Annotated in this window: 26 protein-coding genes; 10 read left to right on the top strand and 16 right to left on the bottom strand. The window is 54.2% G+C overall.

Annotated elements, in window-relative coordinates; translation table 11 throughout:
• Positions 1-79: 79 nt before the first annotated feature.
• From H6G07_RS09775 to ndhN, 16 genes are all read right to left on the bottom strand, one after another.
• Entirely contained in the window at positions 80-2,596 is a 2,517-nt protein-coding gene (locus H6G07_RS09775; RefSeq protein WP_073609646.1) for a M48 family metalloprotease, read from the bottom strand.
• Positions 2,597-2,748: 152 nt separating this feature from the next.
• Positions 2,749-4,050, bottom strand: coding sequence for a metallophosphoesterase family protein (locus tag H6G07_RS09770; RefSeq protein WP_073609645.1), 1,302 nt, complete (start codon positions 4,048-4,050; stop codon positions 2,749-2,751).
• 114 nt (positions 4,051-4,164) lie between these two features.
• Positions 4,165-5,265 (bottom strand): peptide chain release factor 1, encoded by a 1,101-nt coding sequence (gene prfA / locus H6G07_RS09765; RefSeq protein WP_073609644.1) that lies wholly within the window; start codon positions 5,263-5,265, stop codon positions 4,165-4,167.
• A gap of 60 nt (positions 5,266-5,325) precedes the next feature.
• On the bottom strand, positions 5,326-5,574 hold the full coding sequence (rpmE, locus tag H6G07_RS09760) for a 50S ribosomal protein L31 (RefSeq protein WP_073609643.1): 249 nt from the start codon (positions 5,572-5,574) through the stop codon (positions 5,326-5,328).
• A 127-nt stretch (positions 5,575-5,701) separates the two neighbouring features.
• Complete coding sequence (rpsI, locus tag H6G07_RS09755; RefSeq protein WP_073609642.1) at positions 5,702-6,115, bottom strand: 30S ribosomal protein S9; 414 nt, start codon at positions 6,113-6,115, stop codon at positions 5,702-5,704.
• A complete protein-coding gene (gene rplM, locus H6G07_RS09750; protein WP_073609641.1) occupies positions 6,115-6,573 on the bottom strand; it encodes a 50S ribosomal protein L13 in 459 nt (152 codons plus the stop codon). The genes rpsI and rplM overlap by 1 nt, the downstream gene beginning before the upstream one ends.
• Positions 6,574-6,645: 72 nt before the next feature.
• Positions 6,646-7,518 (bottom strand): tRNA pseudouridine(38-40) synthase TruA, encoded by an 873-nt coding sequence (gene truA / locus H6G07_RS09745; RefSeq protein ID WP_084173332.1) that lies wholly within the window; start codon positions 7,516-7,518, stop codon positions 6,646-6,648.
• A gap of 45 nt (positions 7,519-7,563) precedes the next feature.
• On the bottom strand, positions 7,564-7,914 hold the full coding sequence (gene rplQ / locus H6G07_RS09740; RefSeq protein WP_073609640.1) for a 50S ribosomal protein L17: 351 nt from the start codon (positions 7,912-7,914) through the stop codon (positions 7,564-7,566).
• Positions 7,915-8,017: 103 nt separating this feature from the next.
• A complete protein-coding gene (locus H6G07_RS09735) occupies positions 8,018-8,965 on the bottom strand; it encodes a DNA-directed RNA polymerase subunit alpha (protein WP_073609639.1) in 948 nt (315 codons plus the stop codon).
• Between the two features lie 68 nt (positions 8,966-9,033).
• Positions 9,034-9,426: a 30S ribosomal protein S11 gene (rpsK, locus tag H6G07_RS09730; protein ID WP_073609638.1), complete on the bottom strand. Its 393-nt coding sequence runs from the start codon at positions 9,424-9,426 to the stop codon at positions 9,034-9,036.
• 162 nt (positions 9,427-9,588) lie between these two features.
• Positions 9,589-9,972 (bottom strand): 30S ribosomal protein S13, encoded by a 384-nt coding sequence (rpsM, locus tag H6G07_RS09725; protein WP_073609637.1) that lies wholly within the window; start codon positions 9,970-9,972, stop codon positions 9,589-9,591.
• A gap of 217 nt (positions 9,973-10,189) precedes the next feature.
• Positions 10,190-10,303, bottom strand: a complete 114-nt coding sequence (gene rpmJ / locus H6G07_RS09720; protein WP_071527191.1) for a 50S ribosomal protein L36 — start codon at positions 10,301-10,303, stop codon at positions 10,190-10,192.
• Between the two features lie 166 nt (positions 10,304-10,469).
• Positions 10,470-10,871 carry a photosystem II protein Psb27 gene (gene psb27, locus H6G07_RS09715; RefSeq protein WP_073609636.1) on the bottom strand — a complete coding sequence of 134 codons (402 nt, stop codon included), beginning with the start codon at positions 10,869-10,871 and terminating at the stop codon, positions 10,470-10,472.
• A gap of 151 nt (positions 10,872-11,022) precedes the next feature.
• Positions 11,023-12,777 (bottom strand): R3H domain-containing nucleic acid-binding protein, encoded by a 1,755-nt coding sequence (locus H6G07_RS09710; RefSeq protein WP_073609695.1) that lies wholly within the window; start codon positions 12,775-12,777, stop codon positions 11,023-11,025.
• A 112-nt stretch (positions 12,778-12,889) separates the two neighbouring features.
• Positions 12,890-14,218 carry a circadian clock protein LdpA gene (gene ldpA / locus H6G07_RS09705; protein ID WP_084173330.1) on the bottom strand — a complete coding sequence of 443 codons (1,329 nt, stop codon included), beginning with the start codon at positions 14,216-14,218 and terminating at the stop codon, positions 12,890-12,892.
• A gap of 63 nt (positions 14,219-14,281) precedes the next feature.
• The gene (gene ndhN / locus H6G07_RS09700; protein ID WP_073609634.1) at positions 14,282-14,749 is read right to left on the bottom strand and encodes an NAD(P)H-quinone oxidoreductase subunit N; all 468 of its coding nucleotides are present in this window, start codon (positions 14,747-14,749) and stop codon (positions 14,282-14,284) included.
• Positions 14,750-15,220: 471 nt separating this feature from the next.
• Between ndhN and rplC the strand changes: the two genes are divergently transcribed.
• From rplC to rpsQ, 10 genes are all read left to right on the top strand, one after another.
• Positions 15,221-15,856 (top strand): 50S ribosomal protein L3, encoded by a 636-nt coding sequence (gene rplC, locus H6G07_RS09695; RefSeq protein ID WP_073609633.1) that lies wholly within the window; start codon positions 15,221-15,223, stop codon positions 15,854-15,856.
• Positions 15,857-15,933: 77 nt separating this feature from the next.
• A complete protein-coding gene (gene rplD, locus H6G07_RS09690; RefSeq protein WP_073609632.1) occupies positions 15,934-16,566 on the top strand; it encodes a 50S ribosomal protein L4 in 633 nt (210 codons plus the stop codon).
• Positions 16,559-16,864 carry a 50S ribosomal protein L23 gene (locus H6G07_RS09685; protein WP_139297102.1) on the top strand — a complete coding sequence of 102 codons (306 nt, stop codon included), beginning with the start codon at positions 16,559-16,561 and terminating at the stop codon, positions 16,862-16,864. The genes rplD and H6G07_RS09685 overlap by 8 nt, the downstream gene beginning before the upstream one ends.
• A gap of 53 nt (positions 16,865-16,917) precedes the next feature.
• Complete coding sequence (rplB, locus tag H6G07_RS09680) at positions 16,918-17,781, top strand: 50S ribosomal protein L2 (RefSeq protein ID WP_073609631.1); 864 nt, start codon at positions 16,918-16,920, stop codon at positions 17,779-17,781.
• 48 nt (positions 17,782-17,829) lie between these two features.
• Positions 17,830-18,108, top strand: coding sequence for a 30S ribosomal protein S19 (gene rpsS, locus H6G07_RS09675; RefSeq protein ID WP_035991915.1), 279 nt, complete (start codon positions 17,830-17,832; stop codon positions 18,106-18,108).
• A 24-nt stretch (positions 18,109-18,132) separates the two neighbouring features.
• The gene (rplV, locus tag H6G07_RS09670; RefSeq protein ID WP_073609630.1) at positions 18,133-18,489 is read left to right on the top strand and encodes a 50S ribosomal protein L22; all 357 of its coding nucleotides are present in this window, start codon (positions 18,133-18,135) and stop codon (positions 18,487-18,489) included.
• 65 nt (positions 18,490-18,554) lie between these two features.
• Complete coding sequence (rpsC, locus tag H6G07_RS09665) at positions 18,555-19,289, top strand: 30S ribosomal protein S3 (RefSeq protein ID WP_073609629.1); 735 nt, start codon at positions 18,555-18,557, stop codon at positions 19,287-19,289.
• A gap of 55 nt (positions 19,290-19,344) precedes the next feature.
• Positions 19,345-19,764, top strand: coding sequence for a 50S ribosomal protein L16 (gene rplP, locus H6G07_RS09660; protein WP_073609628.1), 420 nt, complete (start codon positions 19,345-19,347; stop codon positions 19,762-19,764).
• A 4-nt stretch (positions 19,765-19,768) separates the two neighbouring features.
• Positions 19,769-20,041 carry a 50S ribosomal protein L29 gene (rpmC, locus tag H6G07_RS09655; RefSeq protein ID WP_073609627.1) on the top strand — a complete coding sequence of 91 codons (273 nt, stop codon included), beginning with the start codon at positions 19,769-19,771 and terminating at the stop codon, positions 20,039-20,041.
• Between the two features lie 16 nt (positions 20,042-20,057).
• Positions 20,058-20,309, top strand: a complete 252-nt coding sequence (gene rpsQ / locus H6G07_RS09650) for a 30S ribosomal protein S17 (protein WP_073609626.1) — start codon at positions 20,058-20,060, stop codon at positions 20,307-20,309.
• Positions 20,310-20,313: the final 4 nt, after the last annotated feature.

Below are 20,313 nucleotides of genomic sequence, written 5' to 3'. Positions count from 1 at the left end.
AGGAACCTAGGCATGTGTTTCTGTAAACTAACTTAACATTAAATGCCCCGTCTTCGCAACACAACTTTACGTGTCGCGATTAGCCCCCTCGAAAAATCGTCCAAACTCCAATCAAGCTGATGGCTAAGCTCAAGAGCGTAGCCCAAATCGGCCCATAGGCTTGAAAGCGGTGCCGGGGGTCGAGCTGCACTTGATGAATGTCGACCCACAACAGACCGCCGCCATAGCGACTCCAGCCGCTAACCGTGACAGCTTGACCAATCCATTGCTCGGGGTGTTGCTTCAATAACCCTTGAAGACTGCCCAAGGGGATCGGGTTAGCCAGTTTGACTAGCCCTGAGGCGTCGTCAAGGTACAAATTTTGGCAGCCCCAGTTTTCTAACCCGACGGAACCCCGTAGCTGGCCCTGGAGGATTACAGGTTTTCCCTGCACAGGTAGGACTGAGCTGCTGTGGAGCAGATCCGCAATAGTGTCTGGGGCGGTGGTGCTGGTTTGTTCGGCGGGAGGCGAGCTACCCAGATCGGGAAACAGAGCGTTGATGCGCAGCAGCAGGCCTAGGCCCAGGCCCAACCATAGCCCTCCCATGAGTACGCTGGGGTCTTGGTAGAGCCAGCTTAACCATTGCCATCTCAGCCGATTGACGATGCCCCCTAAAAACCACAGCCCCATGGCTATGCCGCCTCCCATTAGGAGGCCAGCTAGTGGGCCTTTTTGCAGCAGCAGCAGTGGGAGGGAAAAGTTGGTTGAGGTTGAGGACGGCAGAGGTAAAGCGATAGTGGGCTGCTGTCGAAGGATGGCCTGCTGGCTGAGACCGAGTAACCGCTCCCCTAAGGGAAGGTGAGAAGCACTGACGCGCAGCCACTGACGGTAGGGGTTGAGGCTATCGACCGCAATCAGGTTAGCGATGGTGGTAGCGCGATTCCCGAAGCGATCGCCACAAGAATCATCTTCTTTCTCCAGGTTTTGACCATCACCCCTCACCTTTGCCAGCAGGCTGCCTGGGGTAATCGCCTGGCGACCGCTGACGGGCATTAAAATCTCTAGGCTAGTGAGCAAAGGATGGAGACTGCCCCGCCGTTCAAGGTCGGTTGCGATCGCCTCAGTAAACTGTAGCAGTCCATCCGCTAGGTGGTCGGGGTGCTGTGTCAGGGCAATGGCGCGGCGATCGCCCCAGCTACAGCACAGCCGTGACAGCCATAGCACCAACTGCCGTAGCAGCCAAAACAGGCCGAAAAAGAGGCTGGAGAGTACTCCTAAGATATTGCGTAGGAGAGGCTGGGTTAACCTATTTCCAAGCTGGGCTAGACGATGGTAGGCGGTGTGCAACAGCAGCAGTAGCAGCCCTACCACTGGCAGAACTGCTCCGCTACCATTCACCATTCGAGCCAGCTCATACCCGTACAGGGCCGCTATGGCTTCGTCAGGCCCCCGGTCTAAAATTCCTTGGCTGACAACGATACGGGTATTGCGCGCCAACCAGCCATAGCTAAAGCACAGGGGAGCCTGATCGGGAATAACCCGCAGCTCGGGTAGTTGCCAACCGTGCTGGCGGCAAACCTGGCGCAACAGGCGCAGGGCTCCTGGGCTATACCCTTGGAGCTGACGCGTTGATAGGGGCTTTTGGCCATGCCAAAAAGCCAGGGCAAAATCCATCATCCACGGGCTGGTCAGGGCTAGTACCACTAGCCCACCGATGATCCAAACGGTGTAGGTTTGATTGGCCCCCGGCAGGCTGAGCTGTACCGGCCACCAGTGCCATCGCAGCAGCCTATCCACCGTTCTAAGGGCAAAATGGATGGCCCAGTTTATCACCCAGAGCAGGGCGATCGCCGTAAGCCCCTGCTGTAACCACAGCTCCAGTGGGTACTTCGGCAAAGGAGCTTGGAGCTGCTGCTGTCGTGGGGTAACCGTTGAGCGTGAGATTGGCTTAGCCCTCGATTCAGACGCCGGAATTGCTGCATCGACGGGGGCATCTGGAGGGCGATCGCTGTTGTTTTGATCAATACCCGAGCGCTGGTTAAGCTGCTTAAAGTGAAAGAGCGATTGGTAGGTTGACTCTGCTTCCCTCGCTTCAGCAACCTCTAAATCAGCGTTTTCCGACCTTAGCTGCTCAAGTTCTTCTGGTGCAGGGAGGGAGATGGGTGTCTGAGCAGCGGATTTTGGTGGTGAAGACGGTGGGCTCTGACTCGCAGGGGCTGCTAACGGCACAAAGCCGCTTAAATTGGCTTTAGCAGGGGCGGTTTGTTGGGGTGCTGAAGGGGCCTCAACCTTGCTACTGTCGGGCAGCTGGCTCAAAATTTGTTGCGCCCACTGCCGAGCTTCGGATGAAGAACTGTCGATCAGGGCTTGGCAACTCAGTCGGGCCTGGTCAACCTGCTTCAGTCGCTGGTGTGCTCTTACCTGACCCATTACAGCTTTGAGATAATAGGGAGAACCCGGCGGCAATCGCCCCAAACGCTGAAACAGCGCTAGAGCTTGGTCATAGCTTTGAGCCTTAAAGGCAGTCACCGCCTGCTGGTACACCTGCTTGGCTGAGGCACCAGAACGATTGCCAGGCTTAGAATCTGGAGATTTGGGGTCTATGGGCTGCGCCATACGCCGCTAGTTAAGGATAGAAAAGCAAAGGAGAAGTTCAAGGATAACCAACTATTCCCATTCTGTTTTTTCCTCCTGTGAATGACCGTTGGTTAACAGTTGGCCAGATAGACCCTGACAACGGGTAGCTGACCATCAATTTGTAGATCTCCTCAGGCATCTTGCGTGGTGTCTAGCGGTTCTTCGGAGCACTCTATCTGGCGGTCTAACCCCAGCAACGTTTCGACGAGTCCGTAAAGTGAGATTTCGTCTGCTCCAGAAAGTTGGCGATCTTTGAGATCGGTAAGTCCTTGGGCAAGTTCGGGGGCTCTGCTCTTGTAGTCGCGGTGGGCCGTGAGCATATCCTCAAAAATAGATTGCTCAATTTCAACCCGATTTTGACCGTCGTTGAGGGGAGTTTGATAGGCCACATCCTCCACGTCATACTTAACTAGCACTACCAACGCATTACTGGCGGCTTTAATGGCTTCCTGTAAGCGGCGCGTGTCGAGCTCAAGCCGATCAAAACTCACCTGGCCAGTGATTTTCAACTCCAGAATGGGGGCGATGCTGCTCTGATGTTTAGCAGCGGCGGCGATCGCGCAATCTAGGGCCATCTGGTTCAGCTCGTCTAGGCTTTCCTGTCCCTTGGCTACTAGCTCTACGCGTTCAATGGGGCGCTGAAAGTAATCCGTCTTGAGCTGCGCGTCGATGCGATCGGGCAACAGTTCTACTAAATAAGCACCTCGGGGATAGCGGCTTTCCTCGACATTGTTAGCCTCCAGGGAGCCAGGATTAAACACCCAGCCCTCAGCGGTGTAATTTTTGTGGATATGTCCTAAGGCCAAATAATCTACTCCAGCCTCCTTGAGCGGCAGCAGTTCGCTGTAGCGCAGTGCTCCAGCATAGCGAGAGATTTGCCCTTCTAGGCCGTGGTGAAACAGCAACACTGTATGATCAGGCCCGGCGGGCAGGCTTTTGATAGCGTCAGCTAATAACTCAATGGCTCGGGAGGCAGTGGCCCCATACCAGTTCGATCCGATCACCCGCACGCCGCAGGGTAGGTCAATATAGCCGCCGGAGCGGGTACTGTCGTCCCACGGGGGGAGCCGCTCTTTGACATTCGCCCCGTCGTTGGGCTCCAGCAGCTTGAGCAGATTCCACTCAGAGAGATACTTAAGCCAGCTAGTGCGAGTGCCATAGGGGCGGTTGTCGTGGTTGCCCTCAATAGCCACCACTGGAATGTTGGCATCCTTCAGCGTTTGGAGGCAAACCTGGGCCTGGTTGAGGGTAGCAGGCTTAATGTTGCGGTGCTCGAAGAGATCGCCCGCGATCGCCACAAAATCCACCTCCTCCTCAACGGCATAGCGCTCTAATACCGTTTGCAATGCCCGAAAAAAGTCCTTGGTGCGCTCCGGGGTGTCGTAGCGGTCAAATCCCAGGTGGATATCGGCAATATGGAGAAACTTAGCCATTAGGCGGCCCGCAGCGCTACTTCCTCAGCCTAGTCCCGATTTTCGATTTTGAAAGTTTGATTTCGGCCAAAAAACTTTTGTTAGCAATCTGGCTGTCCGTAACCTAACAAATCCCTAGACTGCGGATGACTCAGCCGCCAGTTCCTCTAATCGTTCCTGCTGGTCTCGGCTAACGCATGACTGAATCAAATCTTCAATATCCCCTTCTAAAACCGGGGTGAGGGTAAAGTTTTGGTTGAGGCGATGGTCGGTCACCCGATTGTCTTTGTAGTTGTAGGTGCGAATTTTCTCCGATCGCGCTCCGCTGCCTACCTGCGACTTTCGCATCGAAGATACGGCCTCCTGCTGCTCTCGCATCTTTATGTCAAAGAGCTTAGCCCGCAGAATCTGCATGGCTCGCTCACGGTTTTTGAGCTGTGAGCGCTCTTCGGTGCAAAACACTCGAATGCCCGTAGGCTTGTGAATCAGATCGACCGCCGTTTCTACTTTGTTGACGTTCTGACCGCCAGCCCCGCCCGATCGCGCCGTGGTGAGCTCAATATCCTTGGGATCAATCTGCACTTCTACCTCGTCCACCTCAGGCATAATTGCCACAGTGGCCGTAGACGTGTGCACCCGCCCGCCCGCCTCGGTGACCGGCACCCGCTGAACGCGGTGAACCCCCGCCTCAAACTTGAGCTGGCTGTAGACGCGATCGCCCGCAATCTCTAAAATTGCTTCCTTAAACCCGCCCATATCGGCGGCCGACTCGCTGAGCAGCTTCACACGCCAGCCCTGCGTTTCGGCATAGCGAGAATAGAGGCGCACCAAATCGCCGGCCCAGATACTAGCCTCATCGCCGCCGGTACCCGCACGAATCTCCAACATAATGTTCTTGTCATCGTTGGGATCGCGTGGCAGCAGTAGCACCTTGAGTCGAGCTTCTAGCTCCGCTAGCTTCGCATCTAGAGCCTCAACCTCTAGACCTGCCATCGCTTTCATCTCAGGGTCGCTGTTAGCTTCCTTGTAGATTTCGCGCGCATCAGCCAATTCCTCGCCGGTGGATTTCCACTCAGCGTAGGTTGCAACCGTTTCCTCCAAGGAAGATCTAGACTTGGCAATACGCTGAAACTCATCCGGGTCCTTGGCTACATCTGGGTCAGCCATTCTCCGCGTCAGCTCTTGAAACGTCTGTTCCACAGAGTTGAGTTTTTCGATTAAGTACGCCTCAGCCATAGTCCCCTTTTGTCCGCCGTCTAGCCAGAATGCTTTGCCCTATTACTACAGCACAGCAGACTAAGCTTTGTCGGCAGCGTCGTCGGTGGTAGTAGCCGATGTGTCGGCCATACCATACTTACGCAGAAAGCGCTCAACGCGGCCTTCAGTGTCAATAATTTTCTGGGTACCGGTATAGAAAGGGTGATTCCCAGACCATACGTCTACGTGCAGCTCAGGCTTAGTAGAGCCCACGGTCATAATCTCTTTACCGTCGCAGAAGACCTTGGCCTCGGGATACCAAGTGGGATGAATATCAGACTTTGCCATGACAGGGTTTAAAACAACGTCAATAGAGTGAGACAGACTTAGCAGAGATAGGAGCAAGGATTTAGTGGTAATGGCAAAAGCTCAAAATTGAGCTTTGCCAAACCATGTCCAAATCACTAACTTCAATCTAGCGCTTGGAGAACTGAGGCGCCTTACGGGCTTTCTTCAGACCGTACTTGCGGCGCTCCTTAGCACGGGGATCGCGAGTTAAATACCCTTCTACTTTGAGAGGCTTGCGGTTTTCGGGGTCAAGCTCACACAGTGCTCGGGCCACACCGAGCCGAATTGCATCAGCCTGACCTGTTAGGCCACCACCCTTGACGTTAACTAAAACATCATAGGCGTTCTCCAAACCCAGCACCTCGAGAGGCGCCTTGGTAGCGTTGAGATAAGCTGGGTTGAACTGTAGGTAATCGTCACCAGGGCGCTTGTTGATTACCAGCTGACCACTTCCAGGCACTAGACGTACTCGCGCGATGGAGGTCTTGCGGCGACCGGTACCCCAGTACACAGCCCGTTCAGATTGATCGGTAGCCTGCATTATTTAGCTTCTCCAGGAATAGTATTTACAGCGTGAATTACAGGATTTTGAGCCTGATGAGGATGCTCTGGCCCGGCATACACCTTAAGCTTAGTGAACTGCTTGCGACCCAAAGAATTCTTCGGCAGCATACCCTTCACAGCCTGCTCAAGAATTCGCGCAGGAATACGAGCTTGGAGCTTGTCAAAGGTCTCAACCTTCATGCCCCCAGGACGTCCTGAGTGGCGCCGATAGAGCTTCATGCTGGACTTACGACCCGTGACTACCACTTTTTCAGCGTTCACCACGACAACAAAATCGCCAGTGTCCATGTGAGGCGTGAAGGTCGGCTTGTTTTTGCCGCGCAGAATTGTGGCGATTTCGGTTGCCAACCGTCCCAGGCGCTGACCTTCAGCGTCGATTACGTGCCACTGCCTCTGAATAGAATCGGTGGGGGGAATGTAGGTCTTAGTAGTCATAGCGCTTGAGCTGCCTTTCTTGAGTAAACCACACTAAATAAAACAAACGAGCCGAACAAAACTGGACAAACTTTAGGCTACCGCCGAACCCCAGAAAAAGTGGGGCTGAGTATCAAACCACACCTCCTGAGCGAAGGGATGGTCGTCGTAGCCAACCCGAAGCAGACACAACCCTTGGGCAGGGGCCGCATATTTGACCTGCTGACGCTGGCGTTGCTGCCACAGCTCACCAAACTGTGTCGGTGTCAGTTCGCCACTACCTACCTTCACCACCAGGCCCATAATTAGCCGCACCATGCCGTACAAAAAACCCTTGGCCTGAAGCTCAACGGTGAGGAAAGTGTCTTGGCGGTGACACTCAGCTACTTGTAGGTCTACCCAGGAATGGCTTTTGCCTGAGCGCGCCCGGTGAAAGGCCGTCATATCATGATGGCCCACCATGGCGTCGAGAGCCACCTGAATTTTTCCCTGGTCCAAATATTGATGGTAATAGTGCCAGACAAAAGGACGCACAAACAAATTTGGCCGCTGTCCAGTGTATAGGGTATAGCGGTAGCGCCGCCAGCAAGCTGAAAATTGAGCATGCCAAGTGTCAGCCACCGCCGCCGAAGCCCGAATTAGAATATCCTCTGGCAGTCGAGCATTGAGCACATCGGCCCAGCGGTGTGCTGGGATAAAGCTAGGTGCAACAAAATGAGCCACCTGAGCCGCCGCATGGACACCTGTATCGGTTCGTCCTGCACCACTGAGACGCACCTCATAGCCCAAAACTGAACGCACGGCTGCTTCAATTTCGCCCTGCACCGTACGGGCGTTGGGCTGCCATTGCCAGCCGTGGAGATGTGTGCCCACATACTGCACCACCAGAGCCACCCGCTGAGTTGACTGAGCAAACTCTGCGGGCTGGTTTTCCAGACTGCGCTGTATGGGGGACAACTTATCCATCAATGCGGGCTAAGGGCTATCAACAGGAACGCTACGCTAGAAGGATTAGGTCAACTCGATGATGGCCATCTCAGAGTTATCGCCCCGGCGACGAACTGTTTTGACGACGCGGGTGTAACCACCATTGCGACTGCCGTAGCGCTCGCTTGCTTGGCTAAACAGAGCATGTACTAACTGTTTATCGTAGATGTAACCCATAGCCTGCCGACGGGCCGGTAGAGAACCATCTTTGGCTAGGGTAATCATGCGATCGGCTTCTTCACGCACGGCTCTAGCCCGAGCTTTAGTCGTGGTAATTCGACCGTGGCGAATTAGCTCTGTGGTCAGGGAACGCAACAGAGCTTTACGCTGGTCTGCTGGCTTCCCAAGTTGATGAACGCGGCACTGGTGACGCATGGTGCTGAACCCAGATGAACAACAAAATTAAAGAACAAGTAACCAAGGAAAAAATAGAACAGCTCAGCGTATTAGGCTATTTAGTTCTAAGCAAACCCTGGGATTAGGCTGTCTTAGAGGCCTTCTCAAGGGGGAGGGTGATATCCAAGCGCTCTTGAAGCGCCTCAATCACCTCTTCGGCAGATTTCTGACCAAAGTTTTTGATCTCTAAGAGATCTTCTTGACTGAAGTCCAGTAGGTCGGCCACAGAATTAATTTGGGCCCGCTTTAAGCAGTTATAGGCTCGCACCGAAAGCCTTAGTTCCTCGATGGGAATTTGATTGTTGGGGTCTTCTTCCTTGACCTCTTCGTCAAACTTAGGTTCTAAGGTGACATCCTTTAGGGGCATAAACAGACCCACTAGGATATCGGCAGCCTGACTCATTGCTTGCTGAGGCGTGATGCTTCCATTCGTCCAGATGTCCATGATTAGCTGGTCACGCTGCATGGAGCCGGAAACTATGACCTCTTCGACAGTGTAATTGACCTTTTTCACGGGCATAAACACAGAGTCGATCTGGATAAAGTCCAGTGCCGTAGCATCGTCCTTGCTCCGTGATACGGCTCGATAGCCCTGACCTCGCTCAACCCTAAACTCCATCTCAAGCGTATGGCCATCGGCTACTGTTGCCACATACTGCTCAGGGTTGACCACTTCTACTTCAGACGGCAGCTCAAAGTGACCCGCAGTCACCCGAGCCGGCCCTTGAACTAGAAGCCGACCGATTTGAGGCTGGCTGGTATAGCTCCTTAAGACGATCTCCTTCATGTTGAGAAGAATGTCGAGAACATCTTCTCGCACCCCAACAATGGTTGAGAACTCATGGGTCGCCCCAGCAATTCTTACGGCTGTAATGGCAATGCCTTCTAAGTTAGATAGCAATACCCGCCGTAGTGCATTGCCTACGGTAGTACCCTGACTACGTTCTAGAGGCTCGATAACAAATCGACCGTACTGACTTTGGTCGTTTTCAACGACAGACTCTACGCAATCAACATGAAACTGTGCCACAATCCTGCCTCCCTTAAACCTCGCGATACCCTGCCCGCCAACTGCGCCACTGATTCTTTGGTCAGTACCTAAACCCGACGACGCTTGGGTGGTCGACAACCGTTGTGGGGGATAGGAGTAACGTCTCTGATGAGAGTAATTTCTAAACCTGCTCCCTGTAAGGCTCGGATAGCGGTTTCGCGACCAGCTCCAGGACCGCTTACCATAACCTCAATCTGCCGCATGCCTTGATCCATTGCTCGTCGGGCAGCGCTATCGGCTGCTGTTTGCGCCGCAAAGGGGGTACCTTTCTTTGCTCCCTTGAATCCACTAGAGCCTGCTGAAGCCCAGGAAATTGCTTCCCCTGACTGGTCAGTAATAGTCACAATGGTGTTGTTGAATGTTGAACGGATGTGAGCGACACCGCTCGGTACGTTCTTCTTACTCTTACGAGGTCCAGTCTTTCGAGTTGGTTTGGCCATAGCGTTGTCACTAAATTCAATTCAAGGAAACTTGAGTCAATGCGATCGTCGGTGGGCTACTAGCGCTAGCAAACACCTGTAAACAGTCAGAAAAACTCGCTATAAGGCTTAGCGAGCCCTCTGCTCAACCCTCATGGTGCTGGAGGCTAATGCGAAGCCGTTTTACTTGCGAGGCGCTTTCTTCTTGCCAGCCACCGTACGACGGGTACCGCCCCGGCGAGTGCGAGAGTTGGTTCGAGTGCGCTGCCCACGCACCGGCAGACCGGCGCGATGACGCCGTCCACGGTAGGAGCCAATGTCCATCAATCGCTTGATGTTCATGTTTTCCAACCGTCGTAGATCGCCTTCTACTTGATAGTCGCTTTCGACGGAATCACGTAGCTTTGCTACGTCGGAGTCGGTTAAATCTTTGACCCGCACATCGGGATTGACCCCGGTTTTAGCGAGAATTTCCTTAGAACGGGTAAGGCCGATACCGTAGATATAGGTCAAGCCAATTTCAACTCGTTTGTCGCGTGGCAAATCCACGCCTGCTATCCGTGCCACCTTTAACTATCTCCCCCAGTATGTGGTTTCAACCATGCAGCCCAGCTACGGCTACTCGGTCTGCTATATTGGGCCGCTGCCCGAACCGTCAAAAGTCCTATATCAAAAACCTAAACAGAACGTTTAGATTCAGTTGATCTAAGTCAGTATACTCAGCACCATCTGGCCTGTAAAAAGCGATACCCACATTGCTGTGAATACCTTGCCAGCCCTTACGTTACCCCTGTCGTTGCTTATGCTTGGGGTTAGAACAGATCACCATGACCCGGCCACGGCGGCGGATCACACGACACTTATCACACATCTTGCGCACAGACGCACGGACTTTCATGTCCAACTCGCACTTTACTACAGAATTGCTATGCTAGCAAACCGACGCCAACCCGTCAAATAAAAATTTTCATTGAAGTCATGCCCGACGTACAAAGAGGTCGTCCACTGGACGACCTCTTACTCTGAATTGATTAGAAAGCTGGCTAAAGCGTAAAGCTTTTTGCTTATGCTCCGCGTTTGAGGGCGGATTCTACCTGCTTTAGTTCTTGCTCAACGCGAGTTTTGAGTTTTTCAGGCAGGGGGCGGTTGGGATAGCTGCTGTAGTGACCTGCGATCGCGTTTAGCGCCGTGCGCATCGTAGTAAATGAGCTGAGGTTGGCCACAGAGGTATCCCGGCGATAGCGAGAGGCAAAGTCACTAATGACGGATTTGGCTTCAGCCTGGGCTTCTACCTTAGCTGGGTCGTCGTCGGGCAGGTTGATCGAGGTTCTGAGGCTATCTACCAGCATCAGTGTGTCCTGACGGTAGTCACCGGTGAGCATGCCGCTGGTGCCTGCGCTGCACCCCGTGAGGCCAACAACGGCCACTAGCACTAGGGCCAAGAGACGAGAAATTAAAGATTTCATAGGATTCTTTGAAGGAGGTCAAGTCAAACAACAGGCCAGGGGAAAAAGGCACTAGATTCCGTGCTAAAGCTGCGCTGGCGTCATTCCGGTGCTTTTATTCTATAGCGCACCGTGGTCATAGTATTCTCGGGTTGTTGATGGGTGCTCTGCCTCAGGCCGGATAAATGCGCAGCCGTCGGTTAGGTTCTTCGCCACAGCTAAGGGATTTGAGCCGGTAATGTTCGGCTAGCTCATGCTGCATCTTGCGGATGTGGGCTGAGCGGGGCAGCAGTTCCACCGGCTGGCCTTTGGGAATCACAATCTGCTCAACTGCTAGACGAGCTTCTTCTAAGGCTTCTAGCTCATCGTCACCGCCGCTGTGACTGAACAGTTCTAGGTCAATGGCGGCTGGATTGTCATCCATGTCCAGCAGGCGCTGGAGGGCGCGGGTAATTTGGGGAATGCTGTTGGACTTGACCAAGTGGACAGGAATCTGCCGCCCCTGAGCCATGTGCTTGAGCTTGGCTTGGGCTTTGGCGTGCGATCGCAGCGCTATCACCGCATCGGCGCTGTCCAAATCTTTAGTGATCACTACCGGCATATGCAGGGTTTGAATCACCCGCTCAATTTGGTAACGGCTGAGGCCGTAGGGATAGAGGCGCATGGCATCTTCCCCATTAGGGCCGATGATGTCGTCATCGGGAGTCGTCTCTAGCAAGTGGGCAAACATGGGATCAGTGGTCGGCTTTTGGCTGTAGACCTGACCTAGAGGCCGAACGTTGTTGCCATTGCCTATCGGGCGCTGGGCGATCGCGGCATTGGTCGGAGGCACCATTTGCCCCGCCGCGCGCCAGCCCATGCCCGATCGCGATGGCTTAGCGACCTCTCGCCCTGAACCCGGCAGCTCGTGGGTAATGATCACCTTCTGGTTCTCGTCTACAGTGCGAATCTGTAGCCCTGGCTGTCGCCCCCGCAGTAGGTTATCAATAGTGACCGTCACATCCTCATGGATAGCCCAGCGCTGCCGCTCTAGCATCTCCACAGCGATGTCAAAGGTCGGAGGAGCCTTACGCTCTAGCACGCTTTTTTGGCTGCCTCGACGGCGAGCTTCTTCATCCCCAAGCGTGACTGATTGGATGCCGCCAATCAGATCTGAAAGGGTGGGGTTTTTAATCAGATTTTCGAGCTGGTTGCCGTGGGCGGTACCCACTAGCTGCACCCCGCGCTCAGCGATGGTGCGGGCCGCTAAGGCCTCCAGCTCGGTGCCAATCTCATCGATGACAATCACTTCGGGCATGTGGTTTTCCACCGCCTCGATCATTACCCGGTGTTGTTCTTCGGGGCGGGCTACCTGCATGCGCCGGGCCCTACCGATGGCAGGATGGGGAATGTCGCCATCGCCCGCAATTTCATTGGAGGTGTCGATGATCACCACCCGTTTTTGCAGGTCGTCGGCCAGCACCCGGGCGATTTCGCGCAGGGCTGTAGTTTTCCCTACGCCGGGTCGTCCTAGCATCAGAATGGATCGGCCTGTTTCAACCAAGTCTCGAATCATGCCGATGGTGCCAAAAATGGCTCGCCCCACGCGGCAGGTGAGGCCAATCACTTCCCCAGACCGGTTGCGAATGGCACTGATGCGGTGCAGGGTTTTCTCGATGCCGGCTCGGTTATCGCCGCCAAAAATTCCGACTCGCTTGATGCAGTGGTCTAGATCGGCGTGGGTAACGGGCTCTTCAGACAGATACTCGACGCTGCCAAAAAATCTTGCTTCGGGCAGGCGACCTAGGTCTAAGACAACTTCAATTAGGTTCTGGCGCTGGGGGTGGTGCAGAAGCTGAGCGCGAATAGATGGGGGCAGAATGCTGAGAATTTGCTCGAGGTCATCAATGGGCTGGTCTTGGGCAGGGGCAGACTGGTGTGGGGCCATCCCTTCAGTTTCAGTGGGTAAAAAGTCCACGGCGAGGTTATTGGTGGCAGGAACGTTGTCGACAGGGGCGCTGCTGCTCGATCCGTCACTCATCGAGCGGTCGTCGCTATAGCTAACCATAACGTGTTGGTAAAAAGTGTCTATGGGATTTGAGCGGGCCTACCAACTGCCGAGCCAGGGTTAACCCTTGGCCCAAGGCACTACTGTCTAACCGCTGCCAAGGGGCTACGATTGTCTTGGTGAGGCGGTCACTGCTGGAGCCTGAAGTGCTTTGATCCACGGCGAGCTGGTCAAGGGAGTCATTCCCCAGCCAGGGTTGAAGTTCTTGGTCAATGGCGTCGAGCAGCGGTAGCACCTGCGATCGCCCGTAGCTACCGTAGGCAATGCCCGCAATGGTTTTGGGCACTAAAGCGGTTTCATGGCTAGCCATCCCAGCCTGCTGGCGAAAAGGCCGCGCATTGGGTTGAGAGATATCAGGCTGATGTGGAAATGCTGTATTGACCAAACCGAGATTGAGCAACTTATCTACAGTGTAGCCATTGGTACCGCCAGCGGGTTGCACATGGCCCGGTAGCCCCGCGTCGAGAATCTTTTGGGCTAAACGAATGGAGGCGTGGGTTGTGCCTTTGCCTAGATCACCGCTCATGGGTCGACCATCCGTTTGCCAGATCAGGGGCACCTCTAACGGTGCCATCAGGTGATAGAGATGCCATAGATATGGCACCACCTGGTCGTGGTCTGGGCAGCTAATGGAGATTAGCTTGAGGTGAGGTTCCCAAGCTTGTAGCCGCTGCCAGAGCTGCGCAAACTGAGCTTGATGCCCAGTTTGGGTGTGAATTTCTACGGCGTCAATTTGGGCCAGTTGCTCATTAGAGAAGGTTTCTGGGCTGGCTAGATAAGATTGGGCCTCAATATTGCCAATTGGGCAAACGGTGATGCAGCGACCGCAGCCGTAGCAGAGGTTCGCCGCCACTCCCCCCTGAGTTGGGGCTTGAAACTGAATGGCGGCAGTGGGACAGATGGGTTCACAGGGGCGATCGCACTCCGGTGGACAGTGCGCCGCATCAAAGTGCGCCTTACGAAAGTGAGGGTCTTCGCTGTCATTGAGGCTCACCATAAGCCAAGGTAATCCGGGAATTAGGTGGTTGTAATTCTCCGAAGACGCTTCGCCTTTGTCCAAATACTTTGCCAAGCGCACAGCATCCGCTAGCCCCTGTCGGGCAGCGGCTACCACAGCTCCATCGGCGGCTACGTCGATGCAATCTACTCCCGCTAGGGCATAGAGCATCACCAATCGCCGCACCGCTGGCATGTCCTGGTAGCTGGCACCGCAAATTAGCTTCACCCATTGCCCCCTCTGTAGCGATTGGTGGGGGAACGGCAGCGAGCTTTCCCGATGTCGGCTGCCGGATGCAGCCCCAGGGGCGATTTCAATATTCATGCGGAACTTCCGGCGGGATAAACCCTGCTTTTTGCCAGCTAGCCTTTCAGACTGACTCAGGGTCTAAATTAGGTTGGCCAAAGGCTTCCAGCTAAAGGCGCGATCGCCCCCCATTTCCACCACCACCTTTACCCGGGGCTCAAGGGTCGGCAGGCTAACTAAATAGGCCAGCTCCTGGCGCGATAAGATGTGCCCCTCGATTAGCCACAGCACCATACCCTTAGCCTTAGCCGACATAGTGTCTAGACGATAGGTGAGCATCGGGGGAACAAAATGGGTGTAGCCTACCGCCGCACCGCTGCCCACGGTTTTTTTACCTAAGTGGGGCGGGCGCACGCCGTGGATGGCAGTGAGATAAGACGACACATCTCCCAGGCCGCGGGCAGTAAGGTTCATTGTTTCGTAGCCGGTGGCCTTCAACCGACGCTCGTAGCGACCTTCAAACCCTCCCTCTAAGGGCATGCGTACGGCGATCGCACCATTGCTCTCCAGATCCTTAATAAAGGGCTTACCCGTTGTCAGCAGCGCCATATTTAATCCTCGGCCATTAGCTATTTGTCAGATGCCATTGTACTGTGTTCAAGCGGAGAGTAAACCCAGCTAGCTAAAGCGTTTGCCTTGTCTGACCATCTGCGCGCAGGCGTGACAGCAGCAAACTCTCAACTTTTCTGGAAATGGGCATAGACATCCGTCAAAAAGGACTGTACTATGGTAAATCGCCGACAAAAAAGGATACTGAGTAGTCCAGCGGGTTACCCAAGTCCTGGCATTTGACTGTTCTGATGCCCTAGCACCAAGGTGTTTGAGGTTCTGGATCTAAAGCCAGCTGTGATCAGAGTCAGTCAGCTTTCTTTTGAATAGTGACCGGTTTAGGCCGGCAACGCTTACTCCCGGTGAGCTTTTCAGTCCGGGGTGTTCAAAAGTTGATGTCGTTGATGCGCAAAGCTCTCTTTTTCGAGAGTCCTGCGCATTTCGTAGTGTGTTAAGTAGGGAGACAGGACTGTGGCAGTCGGTATTCTCGGCAAAAAGCTGGGCATGACCCAAGTATTCGATGAGGCAGGCAATGCTATCCCCGTAACGGTGGTGCAGGCCGGTCCTTGTGTTGTTACTCAGATTAAAACCTCAGATACCGATGGCTATGCGGCTATCCAGCTAGGTTTTGATGAAGTGACCGAAAAGAAGCTCAACAAACCTGAGCTGGGTCATCTAGCTCGCTCAGGCAGTGCTCCTTTGCGTCACTTAAAAGAATATCGAGTCGATGCTGCCGATGGTTTTGAGTTGGGGCAGACCGTAACCGCTGAAACGTTTAGCCAAGGCCAGCTAGTGGATGTCACTGGCAAGAGCATGGGCCGTGGCTTTGCAGGCTATCAAAAGCGTCACAACTTCCGTCGTGGCCCTATGGCCCACGGTTCTAAGAACCACCGGCTGCCCGGTTCTACTGGTGCAGGTACGACCCCAGGTCGTGTTTATCCCGGTAAGCGAATGGCCGGTCAGATGGGCAATGTCCGAGTGACTATTCGCAAGCTAGAAGTAGTGCGGGTAGACAGCGACCGCAACCTCCTGTTGATTAAAGGTGCGATTCCTGGTAAACCCGGTGGGTTGCTGAGTATTGCTCCAGCCCAATGGGTTGAGGCCTAGTTCTTCAGGGTTGCAGCAAGCGGTTTAAGTCTTCGACTTTCGGGCATCCAAAGCTTTTTAAGAGATAGGTTCAGACAATGGTTGAGTGCGTCGTAAAAAACTGGGAGGGCCAAGAGGCGGGTACGGCATCCTTAGATCTTCAGGTTGCCAAAGAAGAGTCTGCCTCTCACATTGTTCACCGCGCTCTAGTGCGTCAGATGAACAACGCCCGTCAAGGCACGGTTTCTACTAAAACCCGTGCTGAAGTCAGAGGTGGTGGCCGCAAGCCCTGGCGTCAAAAAGGTACCGGTCGGGCCAGAGCTGGTTCTAACCGTTCTCCTCTCTGGCGCGGCGGCGGTGTTATCTTCGGCCCCAAGCCTCGTGACTACAGCGTCAAGATGAACCGCAAAGAGCGGCGTCTGGCCCTACGCACCGCTCTCCAGGGTCGGATCGATGATTTGGTTGTAGTTGAAGGGTTTGAGGATAAGTTTTCTCGGCCCAAGACCCGCGAACTGCTCGATGCGATCGCTCGCTGGGGCATTGATCCCAACGCCAAAATCCTGTTAGTCATTGCCGAGCGGCAAGAACTGGTCTACCTCTCAGCTCGTAACCTTGAGAATGTCAAGCTCATTACTGCGGTCAATCTCAACATTCACGATCTGTTAAACGCCGACCATCTTGTGATTACATCCCCTGCCCTAGAGGCTATTCAGGAGGTTTACAGTGATTAATGCCGCCAATACTCCATCTTTGGCTGATCTCATCCGTCGGCCCCTAATCACCGAGAAGGCTACCCTTCTGCTAGAGAACAATCAATACGTCTTCGAAGTTGACCCTCGCGCTAACAAGCTGCAGATCAAAGCCGCGATCGAAGAATTATTCGAAGTCAGGGTTGTATCGGTCAACACCTACAACCCTCCCAAGAAAAAGCGCCGGATGGGGCGTTTTGCTGGGCATCGCCCCCACTACAAGCGCTCGGTGGTCACTCTGGCTCCCGGAAGCTCCATTCCCCTCTTCCCTGATCTCTAAAATTCAGGATTTCACTGTTCCAACCTTTAGCCGTGTAGCCAGCAAGTACTCCCATGGGCATCCGTTCCTATCGACCTTATACCCCTGGTACTCGTGAGCGAACCGTTTCCGAGTTTGCCGAGATTACCCGCAGCGAGCCTGAAAAGTCTTTAACTCGCTCCACCCACCGTCCCAAGGGACGCAACAACCGGGGGGTAATCACCTGTCGCCACCGGGGCGGCGGCCACAAGCGTTTGTATCGCGTGATTGACTTTCACCGCAACAAACTCGGCATCCCCGCCAAGGTCGCATCCATCGAATATGACCCCAACCGCAATGCGCGTATTTCCCTACTTCATTACGAAGACGGGGAAAAGCGGTATATTCTTTGCCCCGCAGGGTTAACGGTAGGTTCAACGGTAGTTGCTGGCCCCGATGCGCCTCTTGAAGTTGGCAACGCTCTACCGCTGTACAAGATTCCGCTTGGCACAACGGTGCATAACGTTGAGATGCAGGTTGGCAAGGGCGGGCAAATGGTGCGCTCTGCCGGTACCGGTGCCCAAGTTGTGGCTAAGGAGGGTGACTACGTCACCCTGAAGCTTCCTTCCACGGAAGTTCGTATGGTGCGTCGCGAGTGCTATGCCACCATTGGCCAAGTCGGCAATGCTGATATTCGTAACGTCAGTCTTGGTAAAGCTGGTCGCAAACGCTGGTTGGGTCGTCGTCCCGAAGTGCGCGGTAGCGTGATGAACCCGGTTGATCACCCCCATGGTGGTGGTGAGGGACGCGCTCCCATTGGCCGCTCTGGCCCTGTAACCCCCTGGGGTAAGCCGGCTTTGGGTTACAAGACTCGCAAGAAGAACAAAGATAGTGACAAGTACGTGGTACGTCGTCGTCGTCGCGTATCGAAGCGGGGTCGTGGCGGTCGTAACGCCTAGTTAGCAATTTGTCGACTGTTTCTTGATTGTTGTTAGGGCTGAAGCATCATGTCTCGCTCATTAAAAAAAGGGCCGTTTGTGGCCGACCACCTTCTCTCTAAAATCGAAGCCTTGAACACCAAGGGTGACAAGCAGGTGATTAAAACCTGGTCACGGGCATCGACGATTTTGCCTCAGATGATTGGCCACACGATTGCAGTGCACAACGGTCGTCAGCATGTGCCCGTCTACGTTACTGAGCAGATGGTGGGCCATAAGCTGGGTGAATTTGCCCCCACGCGAACCTTTCGTGGCCACGCTAAGACCGATAAAAAAGCTCGTCGTTAGGTATTAGGTAGAGGAACTGGAGAAATGGCTGTGGATACCTCAGAGCAGGTTAAGGCGGTAGCCCGCTATGTACGCATGTCGCCCCGCAAGGTGCGTCGGGTGCTTGACCAAATTCGTGGTAAGAGCTACCGGGATGCGTTGATCATCCTAGAGTTCATGCCTTACAAAGCGTGCGAACCCATTATTAAGGTGTTGCGTTCTGCCGTGGCCAACGCTGAACACAACAACGGTCTTGACCCAGCGGGTTTGGTGGTAAGCGAGGCATTTGCTGATGCGGGGCCAGCTCTGAAGCGATTCCGCCCTCGGGCTCAGGGGCGGGCTTACCAAATTCGCAAGCCGACCTGCCACATTACTATTGCTGTGGCTCCGGCTGCTGAATAGCTTTCTTATTGATTCCATTGTCCAAACACTAGTTGTTCAAAAACCAATTTCCAGAGGGTTAGTTCGTGGGACACAAGATTCATCCAACCGGGTTTCGCCTTGGCATAGTTCAAGAGCACCGCTCTCGCTGGTTTGCAGAGGGCACTCGCTATCCTGACTTGCTTCAGGAAGACTATCGCATTCGCGAGTACGTTCAAAAAACTTTGAACAATGCCGGCATTGCCGATATTCGCATTGAGCGTAAGGCTGACCAAATTGATCTTGAGTTGCGAACAGCTCGCCCTGGCGTTGTTGTCGGTCGTGGTGGGGCGGGTATTGAGTCCCTGAGAATGGGTGTTCAGAAGCTCCTCAAGGATTCCAATCGTCAAATCCGCGTCAACGTGGTTGAAGTGAACCGCGTGGATGCTGACGCTGCCCTAGTTGCTGAATACATTATTCAGCAACTAGAGCGCCGCGTTTCTTTTCGCCGGGTGGTGCGCCAGGCTATTCAGCGTGCCCAGCGCGCTGGGGTAGAGGGCATCAAAATTCAGGTGAGCGGCCGTTTGAACGGTGCAGAAATCGCTCGTACTGAGTGGACACGGGAAGGTCGGGTACCTCTCCACACTCTACGGGCCGATGTTGACTACGCCTACACCACTGCTCAAACCACCTATGGCATTTTGGGTGTCAAGGTTTGGATCTTTAAGGGCGAGATTATTCCTGGCCAAGAGGAAGCTCCGGCTGCTGCTCCCAATGCTCAACCCCGCCGTCGTCAACCCCGTCGTCGTCAGCAGTTTGAAGATCGCTCTAACGAAGATTAGGCTGACCTCGCGTTTCTTTGATTGAATTTACCTGTGACTTCAAGAGTGCCGATCCATGCTAAGTCCAAAACGAACTAAATTTCGCAAGCAGCACCGTGGGCGCATGCGCGGCATGGCTCAGCGGGGCAGCGATATCAACTTTGGTGATTTTGCCCTTCAGGCAACCGAGCCCTGCTGGCTAACTGCTCGTCAGATTGAGGCAGCCCGTCGAGCCATGACCCGCTATGTACGGCGAGGCGGCAAGATCTGGATTCGCGTCTTTCCTGACAAGCCTGTGACCATGCGTCCCGCAGAAACTCGAATGGGTTCTGGTAAGGGTAACCCTGAGTTTTGGGTAGCTGTGGTAAAACCCGGTCGGATCGTTTTTGAGATCGCTGGGGTACCTGAGGCTACGGCTCGGGAAGCGATGCGGCTAGCTGCCTTCAAGCTGCCGTTTAAGACTAAGTTCATCGCTCGCGAAAGCAAGGAGGCGTAGGCTAATGGCATTAACCAAGATTCAAGAGGCGCGCAGCCTGAGCGATGAAGAACTGCTGAATGCGATCGCTGAAACCAAGCGCGAGCTGTTTCAACTGCGGTTTCAGAAAGCTACTCGTCAGCTCGATAAGCAGGTGCATCAGTTTAAGCATCTCCGTCATCGTCTGGCTCAGCTGATGACGGTTCAGCGGGAGCGCCAGCTCATTGCCCTAGAGGCAGAGGCAGAGGCCCAGGACACCGCCGTGGCAGCGGCCGCAACAGAATCGGTATCAGCGTAGGGAATAGGTGAATCAGATGGCGGTTAAAGAACGAGTGGGAATGGTCGTTAGCAACAAGATGGATAAAACCGTCGTGGTTGCTGTTGAAAGTCGCACCTCCCATCCTAAGTACGGCAAGATTGTGGTGCGGACAAAGCGCTATAAAGCCCATGACGAAGAGAATGCGTGCCAGGAAGGTGATCAGGTACGAATTCTTGAAACTCGTCCCCTGAGCCGAACCAAGCGTTGGATGGTAGCTGACATTGTTAATCGTGCGGCAGACGCATAGGGGG

It is taken from the genome of Phormidium tenue FACHB-1052 (assembly GCF_014696675.1).
In the GTDB taxonomy this organism is placed as follows: Bacteria; Cyanobacteriota; Cyanobacteriia; order Phormidesmidales; family Phormidesmidaceae; genus Nodosilinea; species Nodosilinea tenuis_A.
This window is presented reverse-complemented; position numbering and strand designations above follow the sequence as displayed.

Bases quoted from the DNA above. Each gene is read 5' to 3' on its own strand.
- ldpA (WP_084173330.1), bottom strand. From the start codon at position 14,218: ATGAATATTGAAATCGCCCCTGGGGCTGCATCCGGCAGCCGACATCGG.
- prfA (WP_073609644.1), bottom strand. From the start codon at position 5,265: ATGGCTGAGGCGTACTTAATCGAAAAACTCAACTCTGTGGAACAGACG.
- rpmC (WP_073609627.1), top strand. From the start codon at position 19,769: ATGGCATTAACCAAGATTCAAGAGGCGCGCAGCCTGAGCGATGAAGAA.
- psb27 (WP_073609636.1), bottom strand. From the start codon at position 10,871: ATGAAATCTTTAATTTCTCGTCTCTTGGCCCTAGTGCTAGTGGCCGTT.
- H6G07_RS09775 (WP_073609646.1), bottom strand. From the start codon at position 2,596: ATGGCGCAGCCCATAGACCCCAAATCTCCAGATTCTAAGCCTGGCAAT.
- rplB (WP_073609631.1), top strand. From the start codon at position 16,918: ATGGGCATCCGTTCCTATCGACCTTATACCCCTGGTACTCGTGAGCGA.
- H6G07_RS09710 (WP_073609695.1), bottom strand. From the start codon at position 12,777: ATGGCCCCACACCAGTCTGCCCCTGCCCAAGACCAGCCCATTGATGAC.
- rplV (WP_073609630.1), top strand. From the start codon at position 18,133: ATGGCTGTGGATACCTCAGAGCAGGTTAAGGCGGTAGCCCGCTATGTA.
- rpsQ (WP_073609626.1), top strand. From the start codon at position 20,058: ATGGCGGTTAAAGAACGAGTGGGAATGGTCGTTAGCAACAAGATGGAT.
- truA (WP_084173332.1), bottom strand. From the start codon at position 7,518: ATGGATAAGTTGTCCCCCATACAGCGCAGTCTGGAAAACCAGCCCGCA.
- rpsI (WP_073609642.1), bottom strand. From the start codon at position 6,115: ATGCAGGCTACCGATCAATCTGAACGGGCTGTGTACTGGGGTACCGGT.
- rplQ (WP_073609640.1), bottom strand. From the start codon at position 7,914: ATGCGTCACCAGTGCCGCGTTCATCAACTTGGGAAGCCAGCAGACCAG.
- rplM (WP_073609641.1), bottom strand. From the start codon at position 6,573: ATGACTACTAAGACCTACATTCCCCCCACCGATTCTATTCAGAGGCAG.
- rplP (WP_073609628.1), top strand. From the start codon at position 19,345: ATGCTAAGTCCAAAACGAACTAAATTTCGCAAGCAGCACCGTGGGCGC.
- rpmJ (WP_071527191.1), bottom strand. From the start codon at position 10,303: ATGAAAGTCCGTGCGTCTGTGCGCAAGATGTGTGATAAGTGTCGTGTG.
- ndhN (WP_073609634.1), bottom strand. From the start codon at position 14,749: ATGGCGCTGCTGACAACGGGTAAGCCCTTTATTAAGGATCTGGAGAGC.
- H6G07_RS09770 (WP_073609645.1), bottom strand. From the start codon at position 4,050: ATGGCTAAGTTTCTCCATATTGCCGATATCCACCTGGGATTTGACCGC.
- rplD (WP_073609632.1), top strand. From the start codon at position 15,934: ATGGTTGAGTGCGTCGTAAAAAACTGGGAGGGCCAAGAGGCGGGTACG.
- rpsK (WP_073609638.1), bottom strand. From the start codon at position 9,426: ATGGCCAAACCAACTCGAAAGACTGGACCTCGTAAGAGTAAGAAGAAC.
- rpsS (WP_035991915.1), top strand. From the start codon at position 17,830: ATGTCTCGCTCATTAAAAAAAGGGCCGTTTGTGGCCGACCACCTTCTC.
- rpmE (WP_073609643.1), bottom strand. From the start codon at position 5,574: ATGGCAAAGTCTGATATTCATCCCACTTGGTATCCCGAGGCCAAGGTC.